This is a genomic window from Microbacterium sp. CCNWLW41 (assembly GCF_037083505.1).
In genome coordinates this window covers 1-22,914 of sequence record NZ_JBAOJP010000012.1, presented here as the reverse complement: position 1 = coordinate 22,914, position 22,914 = coordinate 1, and the positions used below count along the sequence as shown (strand labels likewise).

Sequence of the window (22,914 nt, the reverse complement as noted above, 5' to 3'; positions counted from 1 at the left end):
CCTACTCCTTCTGCGAGGGTCGTACGATCGCGCGGTACGCGTCGATGGCAGCGCGGCTGCGCAGCGGGTCACGGGGGTCCCACGGCTCGATGGCCGCGACGTGGCCGTCGGGGCGGACGAGCACGAGCGTGTCGTCCGGCACGCCGAATCGGCGGGCCACGGCATCGCCCGGGTCGAAGAGCGCGTGCGGGCGCAGCCCGGTGTTCTCGGGGGCGTCCCAGCGGCTGACGACGAAGTGCCTCAGCCCGGGGGTGTCGTCGTCGACCGGGATGAGCGGGCGGCGACGGGCGTCGGTGAAGTAGAGCGCGAGGAACGCGTCGCGACACAGCTCGTGCAGATGGTGCCGCGCGCTCTCGCCGAACAGGGGCAGGTCCGGCACGCGGGAGCCGAGCCGCACGGGCTGCGTGGGCTCGCCGGTCCGGATAATGCCGCCGCGCCCCGAGCCGTCGACGTCGAGGGTGACGCCCAGCAGGGTGCGGGTCATCGCCGCCGCCCACCCGTTCCCGGAGGAGATGACGTCGTCGGCGCCCTCGGCACGGGCCATCCGCCTGCGGGCGGCCTCCGCGAGCTCTCCCGATCCGTCCCGTGCGATCGGCGCCTGCTCGGAGGCGTACCCCTCCAGCAGACCCGGATCCGCCCAGCCGCGCGTCACCCAGGCAAGTCGCCACGGGAGGTTCGACGCGTCGAGCACGCCGGTGTTCAGGCCCAGCGCCCACATCGGGGTGATCAGGTGCGCCGCGTCGCCCATCAGGAAGACGCGCCCGTCCTGCCACTGCGAGGCGACCCGGTGGTGCACGCTGTAGATGTTGGTGCCGATCACGGTCGTGTCGACGTCGCCGATGAAGCGGTGGACCTTCTGCTGCAGCTCCTCGGCCGACGGCTCCTGCGCGCCCGGCTTGAGGGGGAAGAGGAACCGCCAGCAGTGCGGCTGCCGCACCAGAATCATCCACTCCGCGCTGTCGCCGAAGTACGACAGGTAGGGGTAGTCGCGCGGCGAGGCGATGTCGAGGTCGGCCTCGAGGTCGATGAGCATGTAGCGCTCCTCGAGGGTCTTCCCGTCCACGCGCGCGCCGAGCAGCTCCCGCACCAGTGAGCGGCCGCCGTCGCAGCCGAGCAGGAACGCGCCCTCGAACGTCTGTGGGCCGTCGGGCGTCTGCACGTGCACGGTGACGCCGTCGTCGGTCTGCGTGAACCCGGTGAGGCGGTGGTTCATCCGGAGCGAGCCCGGGGCGATCGCCGCGAGCGCGTCGCGCAGCACCGGTTCGAGGTGGTGCTGCGGGATGTTCACCACGAAGGGGAATCGCGTCTCGTCGGCGAGGTACGAGGTCAGGATGGACTGCTGCGACACGTTGGACGAGCGATCCGTCTCGCCGATCTCGTCGATGCGCACCGAGGCGCGCAGCACCGGCTCGACGACGCCGTACCGGTCGAGCACCTCGAGGGTGCGGGTGAGGATCGTGCCGGCCTTCGTGTCGAGGGACAGCTCGGAGTCCTCCTCCAGCACGAGGAAGGGGACGCCGTGGTGCGCGAGCCCCAGCGCCGTGACGAGCCCGACGGGTCCGCCGCCGGAGATGATGACGGGCTTGTCCGCGGTGTTGCGCTCAGTCATCCTCGACTCCGAAGGCGCGATCCCGGGTGAGGACGGATCCGCTCATGCTCGCCGCGTCGCTGAGCAGGAACATCAGGGGGCCGACGACGTCCTCGGCGGACCCCACGCCGGTCGAGGTCTTCCAATGCTCCAGCTCGCCGCCGGCGGGGTTCGCCTTCCGGAACTGGGGCGTGTCGATCACGCCGGGGAACACGACGTTCGCGCGGATGCGGTACTCGGCCACCTCCGCCGCGAGCGACTTGATCCACGGGACGAGCGCGCCCTTCGTGGCGGCGTACGCGGAGGCGTTCGCGTGACCGACGTTCGCGAGCCCGGACGAGAACGCGAGGATCGTGCCCCGGCGGGCCGCCATCATCGTGGGCAGGACCGCCTGGGTCGCCCAGACGACGCCGGTGAGGTTCACGTCGAGCGTGCGCTGCCACTCCGCCGGGTCCGTCTCGGCGACGGGAGTGCGCGGCTGCACCGCCGCGCCGGCCACCAGCCCGTCGATGCGGCCCTCCTGCGCGACGATCCGTCCGACCGCGGCGAAGACCTCCTCACGGTCGGCGACGTCGACCCGGTGCCCCGTGACGCCGTCGGGCAGCTGCGGGTCCGCTCGGGTGCCGAACACGTGCGCGGACCCGCCCGCCCGGGCGTAGGCGGTGGCCACCGCCAGGCCGATGCCGCTCGTGCCGCCGGTGACGACCAGCACCTCGCCGGTGGCGTCGAACTGCGTTCTCATCTCGTGACCTCTTCTCGTCCGCGCAGCCCGAGCTGCTGTTCCCACTGTTCGATCTGCTCCACGACGCTGCCGGGGAGACGGATGCCCTCGCGCATCGCACGGCGGCGGTTCTGCGCGCTGCGTTCGCCGGGGATCCGCGCCGCCGTCTCCGAGGACGTCATCGGAGCCGCCTGCACCTGCGCGGCGAGCTCCGCGGCCCGATCGGCGAATCCCGGGTCGAGCGCGCTGGCGTCGAGGGCGAGGAAGAACGTGCTGGAGTTGTACGGCATCGTCGCGTCGGCGTACAAGCCCCGCACGCCCGCGCCGAAGCCGCCGCCGGACAGCACGCCGGTGAGAACGTCGACGACCAGCGCCAGGGCGAAGCCCTTCGCGCCGCCGGCCGGGAGCAGGAAACCGGCGATCGCGGCGGCCGGGTCCGTGGTCGGCCGGCCCTCGGCGTCCGTCGCCCAGGTGTCGGGGATCGATCGTCCCTCCGACGCGGCCAGGCGGATCTTGCCCATGGCGGCCTCGGAGAGAGCCAGATCGACGACGATCGGATCCCGGTCCGTGCGCGGCACGGCGACGGCGATCGGGTTGTTCCCCACCACGGCCCGGGCGCCGCCGGGCGCGGGCATGAGCGGCCGGGTGTTCGCTGCGGCGACGCCGATCATCCCGGCGTCCGCGGCCATCGCGGCGTATCGATAGGCGCCGCCGAAGTGGAAGGCGTTGCGGCACGCGACCGCGGCGATGCCGTGTTCGCGCGCCCGTGCGATCGCGAGATCCATGGCGTCCTGCGCGCTCGCCTGGCCGAGACCGTTCCCGGCGTCGACCGTGAGCAGCGCGCCGAGGTCGGCCAGGATGCGATTGCGGGCGGCGGGGTCCACCGAACCGGAGCGGATCCGGTCGAGATACATCGGCAGCAGCAGGAGGCCGTGCGACGGCAGACCGCGTGCATCCGCCTCGACGAGGCCGTCGGCGACGAGGTGCGCCGAGCGCTCGTCGGCGCCCGCCGCGACCAGCATCCGCGTCGCCCGCGCGATGAGGTCCTCCGGGGCGAAGGCGAGGCCGGCGCTCACGACGCGGCCCGCTGACTCTCGGCCCACGGGATGAGCAGACGCTCGATGAAGACGAGGACGTAGAAGAGGACGATGCTCATCAGCGCGAGCAGCACGATCGCGACGAAGGCCAGCGCCGTGTTCGCGTTCGAGCCGGACTGCACGATCAGGTAGCCCAGGCCCTCGCTGGCGCCGACGAACTCGGCGATGACCGCGCCGATCACGGCGAGCGAGATCGCGGTCTTCAGGCCGACGAAGATCTGCTCCAGCGCGAACGGCGCGCGGAACTTCACGAACGTCTGCAGCGGCGTGGCGTTGAGCGACTTGGCCAGCTCGATGAACTCGCTCGGCGTGGAGCGCAGGCCGGCGGTGGTGGACAGGACGATCGGGAAGAAGCACAGCAGGACCACCATCACGACCTTCGGCGCCTGGCCGAAGCCCATCCACACGACCAGCAGCGGCGCGATGGCGACCTTCGGCGCCGCGTTGATCGCCAGCAGCAGCGGGTAGATCATCTGCTCGATGAGCTTGGACGAGGCGATGACCATGGCGATCGGCACGCCGATCACGATGGCGAGGAGGAACCCCTGAACCGTCTCGACGAAGGTCACCCAGGTCTGCGTCAGCAGGAAGCCGGGGTTCGCCATGAACGCGTTCCACACGTCGGCGGGCGACGGCAGCAGGAACCTGTCGATCCGGAACCCGATGACGGACAGCCACCAGACGAGCACGACGAGCAGCAGGCCAGCGAGCGGCAGCAGGACGGCGCGCAGGGTGGTCGTGCGGCGCGCCCGGCGCAGGCCGGTGTCCACCGATCCGGTGATCGCCTTGTTCAGCAGGGTCGGGGTGGTCATGCCGAGACCTCCTCGTGCGTCTCGTGCAGGAGATCGTGCAGTCGTCCGCTCACCCGGGTGACCTCGTCGGCGTGCGCCGAACCGCCCAGGGAGCGGGGACGGGGGATCGGCACGGGGAGGATCTCGCGGATCCGGCCGGGGCGCGGCCTCATCACGACCACGCGGTCGGCGAGGAGCACCGCCTCCTCGATGGAGTGCGTGACGAACACGATGGTCGTGTTCTGCTCCATGACGATGCGCTGCAGCTCGACCGACAGCTCCTCGCGCGTGAGGGCGTCCAGGGCGGAGAACGGCTCGTCCATCAGGAGGATCGACGGCTCCTGCACCAGCGACCGGCACAGCGACACGCGCTGCTGCATGCCGCCGGAGAGCTCGTGCGGCAGCTTCCCCGCGAAGGGGTCGAGGCCGGTGAGGGCGAGCAGCTCGTGGGCCCGGGCCTTCGCGCGCTTCCGGTCCAGGCCGAGCACCTCCGCGGGGAGCATGATGTTCTGCATCACGGTGCGCCAGGGCAGCAGGGCCGGCCGCTGGAACATCATCGCCACCTCCCGGCGCGGGGCGAGCACCGGGTCGCCCGCGATGCGGACCACGCCGCCGGTCGGCTTCTGCAGCCCGGCGATGATCCGCAGCAGGGTCGACTTGCCGCACCCGCTGCGCCCCACGAGCGTCACGAACTCGTTCTCGTCGATGGCCACGTTCACGTCCGACAGGGCGTGGATGCGGCCCCGCGGAGTCACGAACTCCTGGTCGACGGCTTCGATGTCGATCATCACGATGCTCCGACGGTCCTACTCGACCGGCGCGACGATGGCGGACGCGTCGGGCTCCGACGTGATCGCCCCGCCCTCGACCAGCAGCGCGAGGATCGCGTCGACCCGGGCCGGATCGAGCAGGCCGTTGCCGGTGGGGTCGCCGACGTAGGGCGTCATCGCCTCGACCTCGCCCGCGGCGACGTCCGGCTTCTGCGTGGGCTGGTACGTGGCGAGGATCTCGCCGGTCTCCTCGGGGTTCTCGATCGCGTACGCCAGGCCTCGGTGCAGGGCCTCGTTGAACCGCGTGACGCTCTCGGGATCGTCGGCGACCCGCTTCTTCGAGGCGAACAGCGCGTTGCCGTAGAGGTCTTCGAGGTAGTCGCTGAACGGCAGGAAGACACCGGCCTCACCGGTCGCGCCCCGGATCAGGCCGTCGGCGACGACGAACTGCCCGATCGCGTCGACCTGCTTGCTCGCCAGGAGCTGCGGCAGTGCGGAGGGCTGGGCGGGCACGAAGGTCACGGTGCTCGCGTCGATGCCGGCCGCCTCCGCGTAGACGGGGAAGAGCACCTCGTTCACCGAGCCCGGCTGGTCGGCGATCTTCTTGCCCTCCAGGTCCTTCGGCTGACTGATGCCGTAGCCCTCCGCGGTGGCGATGGCGGCGAGCGACTTGTCCTGGATCGCGCTGACGATCCGTGCGGGGATCTGCTCGTTCGCGATGGTCAGAGCCGCCGCCTGGAAATCGCCCACGCCGAAGTCGGCCTTCCCGGAGGCGACGAGCTTGAGCACGTCGACGGTCCCGGATCCCGGCTGGATCTCGACGTCGAACCCGGCGTCCTCGAAGAAGCCCTTCTCAAGCGCCACGTACGCGTAGGCGTCGCGGCCGAAGGTGTTGAAGGAGGTGAGGTACGTGACCGGGGTCAGCCCCTCGGGGGCGTCGGTGCCGGCCGTGCCGTCGGCCGCGGCGGGGGCCTGGCTGGAGCATCCGGCGACCGTCAGGGCGAGAACGGCGAGTCCCGCCACGAGGGCGGAGCGGAAGGGCTTCCTCATGATTGCTGACCTTTCATCTTCGAACGGTGGAACGCAGGGCGGGACTCGATCAGCGGATGCCGAGCGAGAGGGGGTGATGGGCGGAGGTGAGGCGGCTCGGGTTGATCCGGGCGATCCGGTCCTGAAACGCCGGGTCGAGGTGGGCGATCGGCTCCCGCGGGTCCTCGAGCCCCATCGGGAACGGCCAGTCGCTGCCCAGCAGCAGGCGATCGTCGCCGAAGACGTGGCGGGCGAGGTCGACGTTCGCGCCGTCGTGGGTGAGGCAGTCGGTGTAGAGGCTGTGCAGCATCGTCGCGACGGGCGGCAATGACGGGTCCAGTCCGGGGCGGGCGGTGTCGAGGCCGCGCTGCCAGCGGGCGGCGACGGAGGGCACGACCCCGCCGCAGTGCACCAGCACGATCCGCAGGTGCGGGTTGGCGGCAAGCACGCCGCCGAGGACGAGCTCGGCGGTCGCCACGCCGGTCTCCACCGGGTTGCCGAGCAGGTTGTGCAGATAGTGGGCGGCGAGCCGCTTGTCCGGGGACTCCGCGGGGTGCAGCAGGACGGGTCGCCCGTCGGCGGCCAGCAGATGCCAGGCCTCGGCGAACTCGGGGGAGTCGAGCGCCACGGAGCGTCCGCCGGCCGCACCCACCCAGCCGACGAAGCCGTCGGTCGCGAGGTGCGTGCGGACGGTGCGGGCGGCGGCCGCGGGGTTCTCGAACGGCAGGTAGGCCAGCGGCTTCAGGCGGTCGTCCGTGGCGCAGGCGGCGAGGATCCCGTCGTTGATCGCCTCGACCCACTCCTGGGTGCGCTCGGCGGGCAGGTCCTGGCGGAAGAAGGGCGGCGGGACCGAGACGAAGGCGGCGTCGAGCGCGTGCTCGTCGAGGTACCGCAGGAGGCGGTCGGGGGAGTACAGCGCGTCGGGCCCGATCGCCCGCCCGTCGAGGACGAGGCGCCCGTCGTCATCCGTCGCCACCCCGGACTCCCGCTGCGCCGCCGCGTCCAGGAGCGGTGCGAGGTGCGTGTGCACGTCGGTCGCGGGCTGCGGAGCTCCAGCGCTTCCCATGGCGCCTCCTCGCACTCCGTGGGTCGGTTGCCTCAGCGTAGTGCGATATTTGATCAAATGTCAAACAGCCGGGTACGCGGTGGACCCGTGGGATCCCGGCGCCGCAAGCCGAGGCGCTCCGGGATCGAGACAACCTGCCGCCGATGGAGACGCTTCGCGCTCGCCGCAGAGGCGGAGACGGAGGCGGTGCGAGCATGCAAGGCGCCGCCCTTGTCGCGCTTCTCTCGCTCAATGACCGAGAGTTGCCCCGTTACATGGATGGACGGAGCAATCTGCGGAAGCGGCCCAGAACCGCCTTCTCGTCATGGAGGGGACGACTCCCCCCCGGCGAAGTAGAAGCCACGCGGGGCTGCAACGGTGATCTTGATGATCCCAGTGTGCCTCCGGTCGGCATCGATCCGGTGACAGGTGACCGTCAGTTGGAGGCGCGCGGAGCGGAATCCTATTGACCGCCGTTTGTCGCGCAGTTTTGGGAAGTTCACACCGTTGGCTCGGGCGAGTGGTATTACAGCAAGGTCGCCGGCGCAGACCCAGCACAGACTCGACCTGACTGCTCGAGGCGTGCCCGCAACGGCCGCTGAAGCATGGGTGCCGTGCGCACCTGTACCTTGTCTGGTAACTGGTTGTCAATTGGAGAGGCGTGAGCGTTGCTGCACTTTCAGATCCCAGGAGCCCCTGGCGGAAACCTCCTTGAGCATCTACTGATCGAGTCGATGGGGGCGATCCGAGGCGGAGGTATCTTCGCCTGGGCGAATGCTTCAGGAGTGCAGACGCTACTTGAGGACTCCGTGATGGAGGAGATGCTCCGTGACTCTGACTTTCAATTGATTATCGGTACCGATTCGATTACAAACACGGCCGCAATTGCGAAGCTATCTGCCCTGGAGACGGTCCGTCCGAGGCTTCATATTCGAGCGTTCGTGAGCCCAGTGTCGTCGCTATTCCATCCTAAGCTTGCATGGTTCGAGCACAAGGACCATCTGAGTCTTATCGTCGGCTCAGGCAATCTGACCATGGGCGGACTTCTGTCGAACTGGGAAGCGATGGCTGTCGAGAGACTGGTTGGCGACGACGCGACGAAAACGATGACGGAGATTCAGCAATTCGTTACGCAACACGCCGCGGCTCTGCTTCCGCTTTCGGACGCGCGTGTCGTTGCGCGTGTCGCTGCCAATGACGGAGACGAGCGGAGTATCCGTCGTCGAGCCGCGCCGAGGTCCACCGAGGTGCCCCAGGCTGCGGGTGGCACAAACGAGGTTCTTGTTGCTGAGATTCCGGCGTCGGGTGGTCGCTGGAAACAAGCGAACTTCGACCTTGCGAACTACGAGGGGTTCTTTGGCGCAAAGCGTGGTTCGCAGCGACGGATCGTCCTTCAAAGCGTATCGGGCCAGGGGGTGCTCGGCGAGATCGAGAGTCGTCCAAGCGTCGAGGTATCGAGCAGCAACTATAGGTTTGAGCTCGCTGCCGCGGCCGGAATCCCGTACCCGAAACATGGTGCACCAATCGGCGTGTTTGTGAGACTGGAGACGGGGCAGTTTATCTACTCTCTGTTGCTGCCCGGCGACAACGGTTATGCCGAAGCAAGTCGATTCCTGGAGGTGCGCTGGAGTGGTCCGGCGCGGGAGAAGCGTCGTGTTCGGGCGACGGTGGATGAATTGCGTGCGGTCTGGCAGGACGCCCCTCTATGGAAGGCGGAGCTGCCAGCGCTCTAAGGGCGGGCGATCACAAGCACCTCAGCCTCCGCCGGCAACGTGCCATGCAGTTCCGCTCGGTTGAAGCGGCTATGGGACGAATCCTCGATCTCGCGAACTTTGACGTGACGGAAGTGACTTTCAGCTTGTCGGACGAGGCGATCGACAGTCATAAGTCGTGTTTCCGGACGTGAGGGTGTGCCGCCGCCCTGCGGCGAGTATGACAGGACAAGCGGAATGCCACGTTTGCGCGCTGAGGAGAAGAGTGTGTCAAAGGCGTCCGTGACTCTGCTGCGGATACTGAACGGCGACTGGTGGCGGTCTGACCGGTACAGCCCGCGCGAGGGAGATCCGCTGCCTGGCGACAGAGTGACCCCTGGATCATCCGCCAATGTGATGGTCTCGAGCACGTGGTAGAAGCGACTGTAGTGATCGCGCGTATACGGAGGGTCGGCGTAGATAGCACTTATCGAGTCGTCGAGGGCGTCGAGTACGGCTCGGAAATCACCGGTGATCGTCGTGCACACATGAGGAGCAGGAGTGAGATTTGCGTAACGCTCTAGCCAGAGCTCGAATGTGTCAAGTGCGGACCGTTGTCTGGCGCGGATTACCTGGGCTATGGCGCCGAGTTTGGGGGTGCCGGATCTGTCGCGGAGCCGGGACGGCTGTGCGAAGTGGCTGCCAACAGTCGAGACGATGTCGCTCGCGGTTCCGAGGATCGAGGCGAGGAGCGTTGCCTCCGCCGGGGTGGACGGGCCATGGCCTGTCGCGAAGATCAATGCGTCGAGCTCAAGGGACTGTTCGTATGCGAAGTACGCTCCGCCGTAGTATCGGGTAAGCGTCGCACCTGCATCGATGAGGTGGGGGTATGCAGCAGCTTTCGCATGCGCAAGCTGAGGGTCGGTCGCGCCAGCAGAGGCAAGGGACGCCTCCTCAACGAACGAGGCGAACCGGTCGGCATGGTCGATGGCGCTGGCCGACACGCGCGACTCGTAACTGAGTAGTTCGGACACCCGAGGGTGGACGGCAGTTAACCAATCTCGTGCGCGTCGGTTGATGTCGCGCCGCAGTGAATTTGAGTAACGACGTGGGTTTGAGAGTGCGGAGGCGAGAGCTGCGGAGTATGCCTGGACATCGGCGGAGACAACGGGCCGGTGAAGCGCGAGCTCGCGGGAAACCACCGCACTCCCCGCGAAAAGATCCAATACAGCTTGCCCGGGGCGGCTCAACTCGACCAGGGTGGTAACGATCGGCTCGAGGTACCGCGTCTTGTTGCCGAGGTAATGGATAGGGCGAAAGCCAGGACTCTCATTAGTCATTTTCTTCGATTCTGACGATGTCGGTGCCCACGCATAGCCTGAGGGAATGTCGAACTTCACTCCAAGTCAAGTGCGTCGGCGGCTGCAACGAAGACGCGCCACAGAGGGCTGGTCGTGCGGCGGTAGTAGACCCGATGGTCCCCCGGGAGGCGCTCCTCGGTGATCAGGCCAGCGCGAGCAAGGCGTGTGAGTTCTTGGCGTATTGCGGTGTGTGGGCCGAGGCTAGCCGGTGGCTCTGACTGGTAGAAGCGTTCGGTGCCTCTGCTGAGGACCCAGAGGGCGACAGGCAGCCTGCAGCTGCGACCGAACAGCGCGGCGCTCACGTGCTCCAGACTCATCCGATACCTTTTACTAAGTCTTGTTTCATGTAGTATAAAACAAGAAAGATTGGATTCCAAGTGACACTTGAGACCACAAGCCTCGTCGAGCGGGGTGGGACAGCCGAGTCTGGCGCCGCCGGTGGCCGACTGGTGTCGCTGCTCCCGGCGAGCCACGTTGAAGCTCCTCGGATGCTGTGGGGGGAATTGCTCGATGGGTTGATCGTTGAGGGAGACGCGTTGCAGGCGCTCCCCACGTTGCCGCATATCCTGCCCCAAACGATCGCGGGCATAAAGTTGTGCTACATTGATCCGCCCTATAACACGGGGGAGCGCTTCGCCTACTACGACGACCGCCGAGACTCGGACGCGTGGCTAGGTGACCTGAAGGCTCACCTTGAGGGCTTGCTGCCACTCTTGGCAAGCGATGCAAGTGTCTGGGTCCACCTCGACGACTCAGAGCAACATCGAGCTCGCGTGGTTTTGGACGAGGTATTTGGCCGGCGGGCGTTCGTGGGCACGATTATCTGGCAAAAGCGGTTGACGCGCGACAATCGGAAAGCCTTTAGCTCGATGCACGACTACATTCATGTGTACGCTCCTGCAGGGCCGAAGGCATGGAAACGGGTTCGTAACGGGCTCCTCGACGATGGTGCGTTCATGAACCCAGATAACGATCCTCGCGGCCCCTGGCGTTCGGTACCGATGACTGTACAAGCGGGGCACGCAACGCCGAGCCAGTTCTACACCGTGGTCACTCCAACCGGGGTGCGGCATGATCCTCCGGCCGGCCGTTGCTGGACCTACACTGCGGCGCGACTAGCGCAGCTCGTTGCGGACGGCCGGGTCTATTGGCCTCGAGGGGGCGATGGCAAGCCTCGCTTGAAGCGCTATCAGAGTGAGTCAACCGGACTGGCACCGTTCACGATCTGGGGGGCTGCTGATGTCGGCGACACTTCGGGTGCTAAGAAGGCGCTGCTTAGGGAGTTCCCAGCGATTGCAGCCTTTGATACTCCTAAGCCGGTCAGGCTCCTACAGCGAATCATCGAGATCGCTACGGATCCGGGTGATCTTGTTCTTGATTACTATCTTGGATCGGGCACGACCGCAATCGCCGCTCATCGACTGCAGCGTCCCTGGGTGGGAGTCGAGCGCAGCGCCGACGTGATCGAGCGATTTGTCGTCCCGAGGCTAAAAGCAGCGTTTGCCGAGAACCCGTCGCGTGGTATTGGTCTGACACGAGTTGGATAGCCTGCCGTGACGCCAGGAAGCGCGCGAGTGGCTGGGCTCCCGGGCGTCGGCAGCTGGTCCGGCTGGCGCAAGCGGGTCGTCGGTGCGGCGAAGGCGTCGACGTGGCGAGTGGGGGACTTCTCGGCCGCCGCGAGAACCACCTCATCAAGCCGATGGGCAGGGCCCGATGCGGGGGCATCATCAGAAGGCAATGGCATTTGAGGTGGCTTGGGAAAGGTCTCTCGCGTGCACCCGGGTGTGGCAAACCCCGAGCTATTGACAATCAGTATGCCTTTGCGACGACACCTGCAACTGGCTCTTAGGTGACCCACTCGTCGTGCTGATCCGATTCCGGCTGCCGGCGTTCTTCGAGGGTCTCCTGATTTCGACAACGACGTCGATGGCCGTCATAATCTGGCCGGAGCTCGCTCGCCCCGAGCCGAGGAGTCCAAACGTCTGTTGAGCTTGGTCCGCGAGCGTGCGGCGCCCGTGGGGTGGGGGGCGTTTCGTCTCGCTTCGCTCGCTCAACGACCAGAGGGCGCGGCGCCCGTGGGATGCGCGCGTTTCGTCTCGCTTCGCTCGCTCAACGACCAGGACGGGCGTGGCGCCCGTGGGCGGGGGCGTTCGTCTCGTCGCTGCGCTCCTCGCTCAACGACCGGGGGGCCGGACAAAGCGAAACCCCCGCGATGTAGAAGCTACGCGAGGGTTCCTGGGGTGATTGTAACGATCACCCTTGTGGCTCCGACCGGCATCGATCCGGTGACCTTTCGATTTTCAGTCGAACGCTCTACCAACTGAGCTACAGAGCCGCGCGACCGGCGAACCTGTCGCGTCCTAGACGAAGAGCCTCCTCGAAAGAAGGCTCATCGCTCGGAGCGACCCTGACGGGACTTGAACCCGCGACCTCCGCCGTGACAGGGCGGCACGCTAACCAACTGCGCTACAGGGCCAGAACTATGAAATTGTATCGGATGAGTGACCCCAACGGGATTCGAACCCGTGCTACCGCCGTGAAAGGGCGGCGTCCTAGGCCGCTAAACGATGGGGCCGCAGGCGATCCCGAGGGCTCACTTGCCGACGCTCAAGCATAAACGACTCGTCCGCCAAAACGCGAATCGAGGGCGCGTCGGCCCGGATCCCGGGCGTGTCCAGGGGAGGATGGCCAGCGACGGCGTGGGTCCACCGGGCTCCGGGTCGGCACGCACGCCGCGCCCGACATCCTCACTCCGCCCCCTCGACACCTGTTGCGAATGTGATGGATGTTGTTACTGTGACTTCTGTGAAAACGGCGAAAGGAGGCCGTGTGAGCGACCCGAAGAACGTCGTCAGCGACCCGAACGTCGACGACGTCGCCTGCGGCTGTGCCCCCACGGCCGCCGAGAAGAGTGCCTTCTGGCCCTCTTCCCTGCGCGTCTCCCGGCGCAGCGCCCTGGGGATCGGTGCACTCGGCATCGCCACCATCGGAGCCATCGGCGCCGGGTTCGGCAGCGCGTCCGCGGCCTGGGCCCAGGACTACCCCTCGTGGGACGACGTCCAGAACGCCATGAACAACGAGGCCGCGAAGGCCGCCGAGATCGAGCGGATCCAGGGCCTCATCGCGGCGCTCACGCAGCGCGTCGCGGAGACCAAGGCGGCCGCGGAGGCCGCGGGCAACGAGTTCTACGAGGCGCAGCAGGCCTTCTTCGACGCGGCTCAGCGTGCGCGGGACCTCCAGACGCAGGCCGACGCGCAGGAGCAGCTGGCCACCGAGACCGCCCGCGAGGCCGGGAAGGTCGCAGCCCAGCTGTACCGCAACGGCGGTGACAACACCTCGCTGGAGCTGTTCTTCGCCGGATCCGCAGCGAGCGCAGACGAGCTGCTGCAGAAGCTCGGGCAGATGGATCGTCTGCTCACGCGCAACCAGGCCGTCTACGACAAGGCCGTCGCCGCCCGCAACTCCGCCCAGAGCCTCAGCGACCAGGCCTCCGCCGCCCGGGACGAGCGCGACCGCCTGCAGAAGATCGCGGAAGACAAGATGCGCAAGGCGCAGGCCGCGGCCGACGCCGCTGCCGCCGCGCTGAAGGACCAGCAGGATCACATGATCCAGCTCGAGGCCCAGCTCGCCGCGCTCAAGGACACCACCTCCAAGACCCTCGCCGACTACCAGAAGGGCGAGGAGGAGCGCCGCCGCCAGGAGGAGGAGCGGCGCCGTCGTGAAGAGGAGGAGCGCCGCCAGCGTGAGGAAGAGGACCGCCGGCGCCGCGAGGAGGAGCAGGCCAACAACCCGCCGCCTCCTGCCCCGTCCGGAGACGGCGGCGGCGGGGGAGGCGGCGGAGGCGTCGGCCCCGGCAACGGCTGGGTGCGCCCGCACGGCGGGTTCCAGTCCTCCGGATACGGTCCCCGCATCCCCGACTGCGACGCCTGGGGCTGCTCGTCGAGCTTCCACCGCGGGGTCGACCTCGCCAACGGCTGCGGCGCGCCCATCTACGCCGCGCACGACGGCTGGGTCGAGGGCGCGTTCTGGAACGGCGGTTACGGCAACTACATCAAGATCGACCACGGCGACGGCATCGCCACCGGCTACGCGCACATCGTCGACGGCGGCTTCGCGGTCAGCGGCGGGCAGTGGGTGTCGGCCGGCCAGGTCATCGCCTACGCCGGGAACACCGGCGGGTCCTTCGGCTGCCACCTCCACTTCGAGGTGTACCAGTGGGGCGACGCGATCAACCCGATCTACTTCATGGAGGAGCGCGGCGTCTACATGGGCTGAGCCCGGACGCCGCGTCCACCGACGGGAAGACCCCGGCCGCCGAAGCGGACCGGGGGTCTTCTGCGTCTGCGGGATCCGCGGGTCAGTGCCCCTCGGCGCCGAAACGCTCGATCGCCTCGTCGAGGATGCGCTGCGCCTCGGCCGCGTCGCCCCACGCGTCGACCTTGACCCACTTGTTGGGCTCCAGGTCCTTGTAGTGCTCGAAGAAGTGCTCGATCTCCTTCTTCGTGTACTCGGGGAGGTCGCCGATGTCCTGGATGTGCGCCCAGCGCGGGTCCTTCGAGAGCACCGCGACGAGCTTGTCGTCGCCGCCGGCCTCGTCGCTCATCTTGAGCACCGCGACGGGACGCACGTTCACCACGACGCCCGGGAAGATCGCGTGATCCAGCAGCACGAGCACGTCGAGCGGATCGCCGTCCTCGCCCAGCGTGTTGTCGAAGTATCCGTAGTCGGCCGGGTAGCCGAAGGTCGTGTACAGGACGCGGTCGAGGTGGACTCGCCCGGTCTCGTGGTCGACCTCGTACTTCACGCGGCTGCCGCGCGGGATCTCGATGACGGCGTCGTGTGCGCCCATACGTGTGCTCCTTGATAAGACGGTTGGATGCCGCGACAAGCCTACTCGCGTGCCTCTCGGGTTCTTCTCGCCTCCTTCTCGCGCCCTTCTCGACAGGCGCTTCTCGAGAACTACGATCGGAGTCGTGCCCGACCGCCCCCTCGCCCCCGCCGTCGCCGAGATCCGCCTCGCCGTGCGGACGGCCCTGGCAGCCCTCGACCCCGAGCCCTCCGCGGTGGTGGTCGCCCTCTCCGGCGGCGCGGACTCCTTGGCTCTCGCCGCGGCCACCGCGTTCGAAGCACGTCGCCGCGGTGTCCGGACGCTGAGCGTCACCGTCGACCACGGGCTCCAGGACGGATCGGCCGACGCCGCACGACAGGCAGCCGCGGCGGCCACGGCGCTCGGGTTGGAGGCGCACGTCGAGCGGGTGACGGTCGCCGCCGACGGAGACGGGCCGGAGGCGGCGGCGCGCACGGCGAGGTATGCCGCGCTGCGTGCGGCGGCGTCGAGGGAGGGCGCCGCGGTGCTGCTCGGGCACACGCTCGACGACCAGGCAGAGACCGTGCTGCTGGGCCTGGCGCGGGGATCCGGCGCCGCGAGCCTCCAGGGCATGGCGCCCGTGCGCACCGACGAGGACGGCGTGCGATGGCTCCGTCCGCTGCTCGGGGTCCGGCGGGAGACGACCCGCGCCGCCTGTTCCGCGGAGAGCCTCTCCCCGTGGGAGGACCCCCAGAACGCGGACCCGCGGTTCTCCCGCGTCCGGGCGCGTGAGCGCGTCCTTCCCGTGATGGAGGAGGAGCTGGGGCCGGGGATCGCCGAGGCGCTCGCGCGGACCGCGGAGCAGCTGCGGGAGGACGCCGAGGCGTTCGACGAGATGATCCACGAGACGATCGAGGACATCGTCGAGCACGCCGAAGCAGGGATCTCCGTGAGCGCCGCCGCGCTCGCCGCCAACCCGGCGGCGCTGCGCAACCGCATCATCCGGCTGGTCGTCGACAGCGAGTTCGGCGTCGCGCTCACCCGCCGGCAGACCCTCGAAGTGGCCCGGCTGGTGACCGAGTGGTCGGGTCAGGGGCCGATCGACCTGCCCGCCTGCACCGCGGCCCGCGTCGGCGGGCGGATCGTGTTCGCTGCCCGCGCCTGACCGTTTCGTCTCGCTGCGCTCGCTCAACGACCGGTGGGGGTGGGCGCGTTTCGTCTCGCTCCGCTCGCTCAACGACCGGTGGGGCGGAGTGGTGTCGGTCGTTGAGCGAGGAGCGCAGCGACGAGACGAAACGCGGTGACCCGGCGTCGGGGGTGGGCGCGTTTCGTCTCGCTCCGCACGCTCAACGACCGGAGAGACTAGGCGTGTTTCGTCTCGCTGCGCTCGCTCAACGATCGGGGGGTGAGGCTACTTCTTGCCGCCGAAGAGGCCGCCGAGGAGGCCCCCGATGTCGATGCCGCCGCCGGAGCCGCCCGACGACCCCCCGCCGAGCATCCCGCCGAGGCCGCCGAGGATGTCGCCGAGCCCGCCGCCGCCAGAGCCGGAAGACCCGGAACCGCCGCCGAGGAGCCCCCCGAGCACGTCGCCGATGCCGCCGCCCGTCGAGGCGCCCTCGGCCGCGGCGCCGCCGGCCGGCGCCTTGCCCTTGCCCGCGTTGGCGATCAGACCCATCACGATGGGCGCGAGGATCGGCAGGAGCTTGCCGAAGTCGATCCCCGCGGTCTTCGGCTCGTTGGTGAGGGTCTCCGCGACCTGCTTCTTGCTGTCGCCGAACACGTGGTTCACGATCTTCTCGCCGTCGGTCTGGTCGACGTCGTCGACCTTCGCTGCGCCGGAGAACCCGCCGTGCTTGCTGAGCGCGGCCTCGATCGCAGCGGACCCCTCGCTGGTCTCGGCGTTCTTGGCCAGGCCGCCCACGAGGACGGCGCTGCCCTCCTTGACCGCCTGGCGGGCCACGTCCTGGCTCACGCCGAACTTCTCGGCGATGTCGTCGATCGGCACCTGCTTGAGGATCTCGTCGAGGTCCATGTTCTTCCCTTCCCCCGGGTCATCCGGAGTCTTCCGGAAGACAGGCGACCGCCCGTCTCTGTGCTCACCGTAGTGCGGAAACCGAGGCCGTGACGAGATCCCTTGTCGTGATCCCGGTATGTCCGAGGGCGGCGCAGCCCGTCGCATAAAATCGATCCATGCGCGCTGCGGACATCCAGGACGACCTATCCGAGATCCTCGTCACCGAGGAGCAGATCCGCGAGAAGCTCGCCGAGCTGGCGCAGCTCGTGGCCGCGGACTACGAGGGCAAGGACCTCCTGCTCGTGGGCGTGCTGAAGGGCGCGGTGATGGTCATGGCCGACTTCGCGCGGGAGCTGCCGTTCCACGCCCCGATGGACTGGATGGCGGTCTCCAGCTACGGCGCGAGCACGAAGTCCAGCGGCGTGGTGCAGATCCGCAAGGACCTCGACACGGACCTGCACGGGCGCCACGTGCTCATCGTGGAGGACGTCATCGACTCCGGCCTCACGCTGAGCTGGCTGCTGGAGAACTTCGAGTCCCGCGGGGCGGAGTCCCTGGAGGTGCTGGCGCTGCTGCGCAAGCCCGATGCGGCCAAGGTCCACATCGACTGCAAGTACGTCGGCTTCGACATCCCGAACGAGTTCGTCGTCGGCTACGGCCTGGACTACGCCGAGCGCTACCGCAACCTGCGCGACGTCGCGGTGCTCGCCCCGCACGTCTACTCCTGACGCACCGCGCCCCTGGCCCCGCGCGCCGTGCTCCGCGGCATCGCCGCACCCCGTACGCCGTGGGCGAATCCCCAGCGATGGCAAAGCCGCGCCGCGATACGCTGAACGGATCATGGACGTGAAGAAGCTCACCCGCAATCCGCTGATCTACGTGGTGCTGATCGGCGTGCTGCTGATCGGCGGATTCATGCTGATCTCGAGCCTCGGCGCCGCCAAGCAGGTCAGCACCAAGGAGGGGCTGGAGCTGCTCGGCAAGGGCACGGTCACCGAGGTCGTGATGACCGACGGGGACCAGCGCGTCGACATGAAGCTCTCCAAGCCCTTCGAGGGCGCCGAGTCCGTCCAGTTCTACTACGTGTCCGAGCGCGCCGGCGAGGTCATCGACGCGGTCAACAGCGCCGACCCGAAGGACGGCTTCAACGACGCCGTCCCGCAGCCGACGTGGTTCGACGGGTTCCTGTCGCTGCTGCTGCCGATGCTGCTGCTCGGCCTCCTGTTCTGGTGGCTGCTCTCCTCGGCCCAGGGCGGCGGCGGCAAGATCATGCAGTTCGGCAAGTCCCGGGCGAAGCTCGTGAGCAAGGAGACCCCGACGGTCACCTTCGCCGACGTCGCCGGGGCCGACGAGGCGATCGAGGAGCTGCACGAGATCAAGGAGTTCCTGCAGGATCCGGCCAAGTTCCAGGCGATCGGCGCCCGGATCCCGAAGGGCGTGCTGCTGTACGGCCCTCCCGGAACCGGAAAGACGCTGCTCGCCCGCGCCGTGGCCGGAGAGGCCGGCGCCCCCTTCTACTCGATCTCGGGATCCGACTTCGTCGAGATGTTCGTCGGCGTCGGCGCCTCGCGCGTGCGTGACCTGTTCACCCAGGCCAAGGAGAACTCCCCGGCGATCATCTTCATCGACGAGATCGACGCGGTCGGCCGGCACCGCGGCGCCGGCCTCGGCGGCGGCAACGACGAGCGCGAGCAGACGCTCAACCAGATGCTCGTCGAGATGGACGGCTTCGACCCGAACGCGAACGTCATCGTGATCGCGGCGACGAACCGCCCCGACATCCTCGACCCGGCGCTGCTGCGTCCCGGCCGCTTCGACCGCCAGATCGGCGTGGACGCCCCCGACCTCAAGGGCCGCCAGCGGATCCTCGAGGTGCACGCGAAGGGCAAGCCGCTGGCGAACGGCGTCGACCTCGAGGTCGTCGCCCGCAAGACCCCGGGCTTCACCGGAGCCGACCTCGCGAACGTGCTGAACGAGGCGGCGCTGCTCACGGCCCGCTCCAACGCGCAGCTCATCGACAACCGCGCCCTCGACGAGGCGATCGACCGTGTCATCGCCGGCCCGCAGCGGCGCACCCGCGTGATGAAGGACAAGGAGAAGCTCATCACGGCGTACCACGAGGGCGGCCACGCGCTCGCGGCGGCGGCGATGAACTACTCCGACCCGGTGACCAAGATCACGATCCTCCCGCGCGGGAAGGCCCTCGGCTACACGATGGTGCTGCCCGTGGACGACAAGTTCTCGGTGACCCGCAACGAGCTCCAGGACCAGCTCACGTACGCCATGGGCGGCCGCGTGGCCGAGGAGATCGTGTTCCACGACCCGACGACCGGGGCCTCGAACGACATCGAGAAGGCGACCGACATCGCCCGCAAGATGGTCACCGAGTACGGCATGACCACGCAGGTCGGCCCGGTGAAGCTGGGTTCCGGCTCCGGGGAGATGTTCGTCGCCCGCGACATGAACCGCGGACGCGACTACTCCGAGTCGATCGCCGAGACGGTGGACGCCCAGGTGCGTGCGCTCATCGAGCAGGCCCACAACGAGGCCTACGAGGTGCTGAGCGCCAACCGCGACGTCCTGGACCGGCTCGCCCGTGAGCTGCTCGAGAAGGAGACGCTCGACCACAACCAGATCGCGGAGATCTTCCAGGACGTGAAGAAGCTCCCCGAGCGGCCCCAGTGGCTGAGCAGCGAGGACCGCCCGGTGTCCCTGCTCCCGCCGATCGAGATGCCGGTCCGCGGCGTCGAGGCGGGCGCGGCGGCGTCGACCGAGGCCTCCCCGTCGTCCGCGTCCGAGCGCAAGCCCGGCACCGCCGGCGGAGGGCACGCCCGCCCCGCGACGGCCTGACCGTGTCCGTCGACCGGGAGCGCGTCGCCGCCCTCACCCGCGAACTGCTGGAGGCGATCGGGGAGGATCCGGAGCGTCCGGGACTGAAGCAGACGCCCGCACGGATGGCGGATCTGTACGCGGAGTTCTTCGCGGGTGTCGGCGAGGACCCGGGGGCGCCGCTGGCCCACACGATCAGCGTGTCGCACGGACCGGCGCCGGAGACCGTGCCGTCCGGCGCCGTGCTGCTGCGCGACATCCGGTTCCGCTCGGTGTGCGAGCACCATCTGCTTCCCTTCGCCGGGCACGCGCACATCGCGTACCTCCCGGGCGAGCAGGTGGTGGGCCTCGGCGCCCTGGTGAAGGTGGTCGAGGTCCTCGCGTCCCGCCCGCAGGTGCAGGAGCGGCTGGGTGAGCAGATCGCCGACACGATCGCGGCGCACCTCGACGCGCGCGGGGTGCTCGTCGTGCTGGACGCCTCGCACGGCTGCGTCACGATGCGCGGCGGCAAGCAGCCCGAGGCGTCCACCCTGACCATCGCGGCCCGCGGGGCGTACGCCGACGCGGTGGCGCGCGCCGAGCTCATAGCGCTCATGGGCCCGTCGACGGGGGCGGGTACGGTCGGTCCCGCCGGGGACACGCGATGACCGCGATCTGGGGCATCGTCAACGTCACCCCCGACTCGTTCAGCGACGGCGGGCGCTACCTGGATCCCGACGCGGCGCTGGCGCGCGGACGGCTGCTGCGTGCGCAGGGGGCCGCCGTGCTCGACGTCGGCGGGGAATCGACGCGGCCCGGTTCCGAGCGCGTGGATCCCGCCGAGGAGCAGCGCCGGGTGCTGCCGGTGATCGAACGCCTCGCGGCCGACGGGATCGCCGTCAGCGTCGACACGCTCAACGCGACCACCGCGGTCGCCGCGGTGGCGGCCGGGGCGCGGATCGTCAACGACGTCTCCGGCGGGCTCGCCGACCCGGACATGCTCGTCGCGGTGGCGGAGACCGGCGCGGACATCGCGCTCGGGCACTGGCGCGGGCCGTCGTCGGACATGTACGCCCGGGCGGAGTACGGACGCGTGGGGCGCGAGGTCGCCGCCGAGCTGCGGGGCCGGATCGAGGCCGCCGCGGCGGCGGGGATCGCCCCCTCGCGCGTGATCGTCGACCCCGGCGTCGGCTTCGCGAAGACCGGCGAGCAGAACTGGGAGCTGCTGCGGGACCTCTCCGACGTGGTCGCTCTCGGCGCGCGGGTCCTCGTCGGGACGTCCCGGAAGCGTTTCCTCGCCTCGGCGCTGGGCGATGACGCCGACGAGGCGCGTCGGGACCTCGCGACCGCGGTCACCAGCGCGCTGGCCGCGCGTGCGGGCGCATGGGCCGTGCGGGTGCACGATGTCGCCGCCACCCGGGACGCGCTGGCCGTCGTCGCCGCCTGGGACGGCTGAGTCCGAACGCTCCCTCGCCGCCCCGCTCCTCCGTTCGCTGACGGCGCGAACCCCGCGCCGCGCGGATCCGTCGCCGTAGGCTGGGAGCATGGAACCCCTCGACGAGATCGTGCTCACCGGTCTGACGGTGTTCGGCCGTCACGGCGTGTACGACCACGAGCGCGCGGACGGCCAGGAGTTCACCATCGACCTGCGCCTGAGGCTGTCCCTGCGGGAGGCCGCCGCATCCGACGACGTCGCCGACACCGTGCACTACGGAGAGCTCGCCGAACGGGTCGCGGCCGTCGTGGCGGGGGAGCCGGTGGATCTCATCGAGACCCTCGCCGCCCGCATCGCGAACGTCGCGCTCGCGGACCCGCGGGTCCGCAGCGCGCAGGTCACCGTCCACAAGCCGCACGCCCCGATCCCGCTGAGCTTCCAGGACGTGGCCGTGACGATCACCCGGGGGAGGCCGGAATGACCCGCCGCTTCCCGCCGATGCCCGCACCGGACCCGCGCCCCTCGCGGGAGCCGGTGCGCGCGGTTGTCGCGCTGGGGTCCAACCTCGGGGACCGCGCGGCCACGATCGACGACGCCGTCGCGGCGATCCGCCGCCTCCCGCTGGTGCAGGACGTCACGGTGTCCGCGCCGTTCGAGACGGTGGCGCTCCGCCCGGACGGCCCGGACCCGAACGCCCCGGGATACGTGAACGCCGTCGCCCTGGTCACGACCCGCCTCGGACCGTCCGTGCTCCTGGGCATGCTGCACGCGATCGAGGAGCAGCACGGGCGCGTCCGGACCGAGCGGTGGGGCGACCGCACCCTGGATCTGGATCTCATCGCGTACGGAGACCTCCGCAGCGACGACGAGCGGCTGCAGGTGCCGCATCCGCGGGCCGCGGAGCGCCTGTTCGTGCTCGAGCCGTGGCTCGACGTCGACCCGGACGCGGTCCTTCCCGGCCGCGGTCGCGTCGCCGACCTCGCCGCCGCGCTGCGGAGCGCCGGGGGCGCCGGATGAAGCGCACCTCGGTCGTCGTCCTGCTGATCGTCGCCCTCGCCGGGGGAGCGGTCGGCTTCCTCGTGGACCACGCCCTGACGACGGCCGGCAGGGCGACGTTCACCCCCGCGGTGGGGCTGCCGATCCTGCTCGTCCTGCTCGGGATCGGCGTGCTCGTCGTGGCCTGGCCGATCCGACGCAGCACCCGGGCGCAGATCGCCGCGGCGGACACCGGCGTGCGCGCGGCACGGGTGGACCCGTTCCGCGCGTTCCGGATCGCGATGCTCGCGCGGGCGTCGAGCCTGCTCGGGGCGGCGGTCGCGGGCTTCGCGGCCGGGCTGGCCGCCTACCTCCTCACGCGGCCGGTGCCTCCGCCGGTAGGCTCGATCACGGCTGTCATCGCCACGGCCGGGGGCGCGATCGTGCTCGTGGTCGCGGCGCTGATCGCGGAGCACTTCTGCACGCTCCCCACCGACTCTGGGCCGCACGACCCCGCCTCCCCCCGGGGAGCCGGGATGGAGGAAGACGATGACGAACACCCCGGATCCGCACCCGTCGCAGGACGGTGACGGCCTGACGCCGCCGACCCTGCCGGTCGCGCCTCCGCCGGCTCCGGCGCCCGCACCGCCGGCTCCCGCATCGCCCGCCCCCGCCGCGCCGTCCCGCGCCCCCGCATCGGGGGGCGGCGCCCCGCCCCGGCCCCCCCCCACGACGGCCTGCGCCGCGGCCTTCGCCGCTGCGGCGTCCTCTGCGGCGAGGGC

At 69.4% G+C, this 22,914-nt stretch carries 21 protein-coding genes and 3 tRNA genes; 11 read left to right on the top strand and 13 right to left on the bottom strand.

Translation table 11 applies throughout. The annotated features are described in order from the left end of the window. Position 1: 1 nt before the first annotated feature. From V6R91_RS31520 to V6R91_RS31490, 7 genes are read right to left on the bottom strand one after another with little or no spacing between them, the layout of a single operon-like run. The gene (locus V6R91_RS31520; RefSeq protein ID WP_336398643.1) at positions 2-1,609 is read right to left on the bottom strand and encodes an FAD-dependent monooxygenase; all 1,608 of its coding nucleotides are present in this window, start codon (positions 1,607-1,609) and stop codon (positions 2-4) included. After that, positions 1,602-2,330 carry an SDR family NAD(P)-dependent oxidoreductase gene (locus V6R91_RS31515; RefSeq protein WP_336398642.1) on the bottom strand — a complete coding sequence of 243 codons (729 nt, stop codon included), beginning with the start codon at positions 2,328-2,330 and terminating at the stop codon, positions 1,602-1,604. Before V6R91_RS31515 ends, V6R91_RS31520 begins: the two co-directional genes overlap by 8 nt. After that, entirely contained in the window at positions 2,327-3,412 is a 1,086-nt protein-coding gene (locus tag V6R91_RS31510) for an Ldh family oxidoreductase (RefSeq protein ID WP_336398641.1), read from the bottom strand. Before V6R91_RS31510 ends, V6R91_RS31515 begins: the two co-directional genes overlap by 4 nt. Then, on the bottom strand, positions 3,382-4,218 hold the full coding sequence (locus tag V6R91_RS31505) for an ABC transporter permease (RefSeq protein ID WP_336398640.1): 837 nt from the start codon (positions 4,216-4,218) through the stop codon (positions 3,382-3,384). The genes V6R91_RS31510 and V6R91_RS31505 overlap by 31 nt, the downstream gene beginning before the upstream one ends. Beyond that, positions 4,215-4,985, bottom strand: coding sequence for an ABC transporter ATP-binding protein (locus V6R91_RS31500; protein WP_336398639.1), 771 nt, complete (start codon positions 4,983-4,985; stop codon positions 4,215-4,217). The genes V6R91_RS31505 and V6R91_RS31500 overlap by 4 nt, the downstream gene beginning before the upstream one ends. Positions 4,986-5,003: 18 nt before the next feature. After that, entirely contained in the window at positions 5,004-6,017 is a 1,014-nt protein-coding gene (locus V6R91_RS31495) for an ABC transporter substrate-binding protein (protein ID WP_336398638.1), read from the bottom strand. A 49-nt stretch (positions 6,018-6,066) separates the two neighbouring features. Beyond that, entirely contained in the window at positions 6,067-7,062 is a 996-nt protein-coding gene (locus V6R91_RS31490) for an amidohydrolase family protein (RefSeq protein WP_336398637.1), read from the bottom strand. A 791-nt stretch (positions 7,063-7,853) separates the two neighbouring features. Here V6R91_RS31490 and V6R91_RS31485 point away from each other — a divergent pair. Continuing rightward, positions 7,854-8,774 (top strand): phospholipase D family protein, encoded by a 921-nt coding sequence (locus V6R91_RS31485; protein ID WP_336398636.1) that lies wholly within the window; start codon positions 7,854-7,856, stop codon positions 8,772-8,774. Here the strand turns inward: V6R91_RS31485 and V6R91_RS31480 are convergent. After that, positions 8,771-10,132, bottom strand: a complete 1,362-nt coding sequence (locus V6R91_RS31480; protein ID WP_336398635.1) for a DNA adenine methylase — start codon at positions 10,130-10,132, stop codon at positions 8,771-8,773. The genes V6R91_RS31485 and V6R91_RS31480 overlap by 4 nt on opposite strands. A 338-nt stretch (positions 10,133-10,470) precedes the next feature. Between V6R91_RS31480 and V6R91_RS31475 the strand changes: the two genes are divergently transcribed. Then, complete coding sequence (locus V6R91_RS31475; RefSeq protein WP_336398634.1) at positions 10,471-11,640, top strand: site-specific DNA-methyltransferase; 1,170 nt, start codon at positions 10,471-10,473, stop codon at positions 11,638-11,640. Positions 11,641-12,355: 715 nt separating this feature from the next. Here V6R91_RS31475 and V6R91_RS31470 read toward each other — a convergent pair. The 3 genes from V6R91_RS31470 to V6R91_RS31460 form a co-directional block, all read right to left on the bottom strand. Next, positions 12,356-12,428: transfer RNA gene (locus V6R91_RS31470), tRNA-Phe, on the bottom strand. A 67-nt stretch (positions 12,429-12,495) separates the two neighbouring features. Beyond that, a tRNA-Asp gene (locus V6R91_RS31465) sits at positions 12,496-12,569 on the bottom strand. Between the two features lie 26 nt (positions 12,570-12,595). Beyond that, positions 12,596-12,668 (bottom strand) — tRNA-Glu (locus tag V6R91_RS31460). A 254-nt stretch (positions 12,669-12,922) separates the two neighbouring features. On the opposite strand from V6R91_RS31460, the gene V6R91_RS31455 reads away from it, so the two are divergent. Further along, entirely contained in the window at positions 12,923-14,368 is a 1,446-nt protein-coding gene (locus V6R91_RS31455) for a peptidoglycan DD-metalloendopeptidase family protein (RefSeq protein ID WP_271060138.1), read from the top strand. Between the two features lie 82 nt (positions 14,369-14,450). On the opposite strand, the gene ppa is transcribed toward V6R91_RS31455, so the two are convergent. Then, positions 14,451-14,942 carry an inorganic diphosphatase gene (gene ppa, locus V6R91_RS31450; protein ID WP_067244122.1) on the bottom strand — a complete coding sequence of 164 codons (492 nt, stop codon included), beginning with the start codon at positions 14,940-14,942 and terminating at the stop codon, positions 14,451-14,453. Positions 14,943-15,057: 115 nt separating this feature from the next. Between ppa and tilS the strand changes: the two genes are divergently transcribed. Next, positions 15,058-16,065, top strand: a complete 1,008-nt coding sequence (gene tilS / locus V6R91_RS31445; RefSeq protein WP_442928209.1) for a tRNA lysidine(34) synthetase TilS — start codon at positions 15,058-15,060, stop codon at positions 16,063-16,065. A 246-nt stretch (positions 16,066-16,311) separates the two neighbouring features. Here the strand turns inward: tilS and V6R91_RS31440 are convergent, their stop codons facing one another. Then, the gene (locus tag V6R91_RS31440; RefSeq protein WP_336398632.1) at positions 16,312-16,932 is read right to left on the bottom strand and encodes a DUF937 domain-containing protein; all 621 of its coding nucleotides are present in this window, start codon (positions 16,930-16,932) and stop codon (positions 16,312-16,314) included. A gap of 158 nt (positions 16,933-17,090) precedes the next feature. On the opposite strand from V6R91_RS31440, the gene hpt reads away from it, so the two are divergent. From hpt to V6R91_RS31405, 7 genes are all read left to right on the top strand, one after another. After that, complete coding sequence (gene hpt, locus V6R91_RS31435) at positions 17,091-17,642, top strand: hypoxanthine phosphoribosyltransferase (protein WP_067250451.1); 552 nt, start codon at positions 17,091-17,093, stop codon at positions 17,640-17,642. A gap of 112 nt (positions 17,643-17,754) precedes the next feature. Beyond that, entirely contained in the window at positions 17,755-19,764 is a 2,010-nt protein-coding gene (ftsH, locus tag V6R91_RS31430; RefSeq protein ID WP_336398631.1) for an ATP-dependent zinc metalloprotease FtsH, read from the top strand. A 2-nt stretch (positions 19,765-19,766) separates the two neighbouring features. Continuing rightward, positions 19,767-20,390: a GTP cyclohydrolase I gene (gene folE / locus V6R91_RS31425; RefSeq protein WP_336398630.1), complete on the top strand. Its 624-nt coding sequence runs from the start codon at positions 19,767-19,769 to the stop codon at positions 20,388-20,390. Beyond that, the gene (gene folP / locus V6R91_RS31420; protein ID WP_336398629.1) at positions 20,387-21,178 is read left to right on the top strand and encodes a dihydropteroate synthase; all 792 of its coding nucleotides are present in this window, start codon (positions 20,387-20,389) and stop codon (positions 21,176-21,178) included. The genes folE and folP overlap by 4 nt, the downstream gene beginning before the upstream one ends. Positions 21,179-21,266: 88 nt before the next feature. Continuing rightward, positions 21,267-21,638 carry a dihydroneopterin aldolase gene (gene folB / locus V6R91_RS31415; protein ID WP_336398628.1) on the top strand — a complete coding sequence of 124 codons (372 nt, stop codon included), beginning with the start codon at positions 21,267-21,269 and terminating at the stop codon, positions 21,636-21,638. Then, complete coding sequence (gene folK / locus V6R91_RS31410) at positions 21,635-22,174, top strand: 2-amino-4-hydroxy-6-hydroxymethyldihydropteridine diphosphokinase (protein WP_442928207.1); 540 nt, start codon at positions 21,635-21,637, stop codon at positions 22,172-22,174. Before folB ends, folK begins: the two co-directional genes overlap by 4 nt. Next, positions 22,171-22,722: a DUF3180 domain-containing protein gene (locus V6R91_RS31405; RefSeq protein WP_084344907.1), complete on the top strand. Its 552-nt coding sequence runs from the start codon at positions 22,171-22,173 to the stop codon at positions 22,720-22,722. Before folK ends, V6R91_RS31405 begins: the two co-directional genes overlap by 4 nt. Positions 22,723-22,914 lie beyond the last annotated feature (192 nt).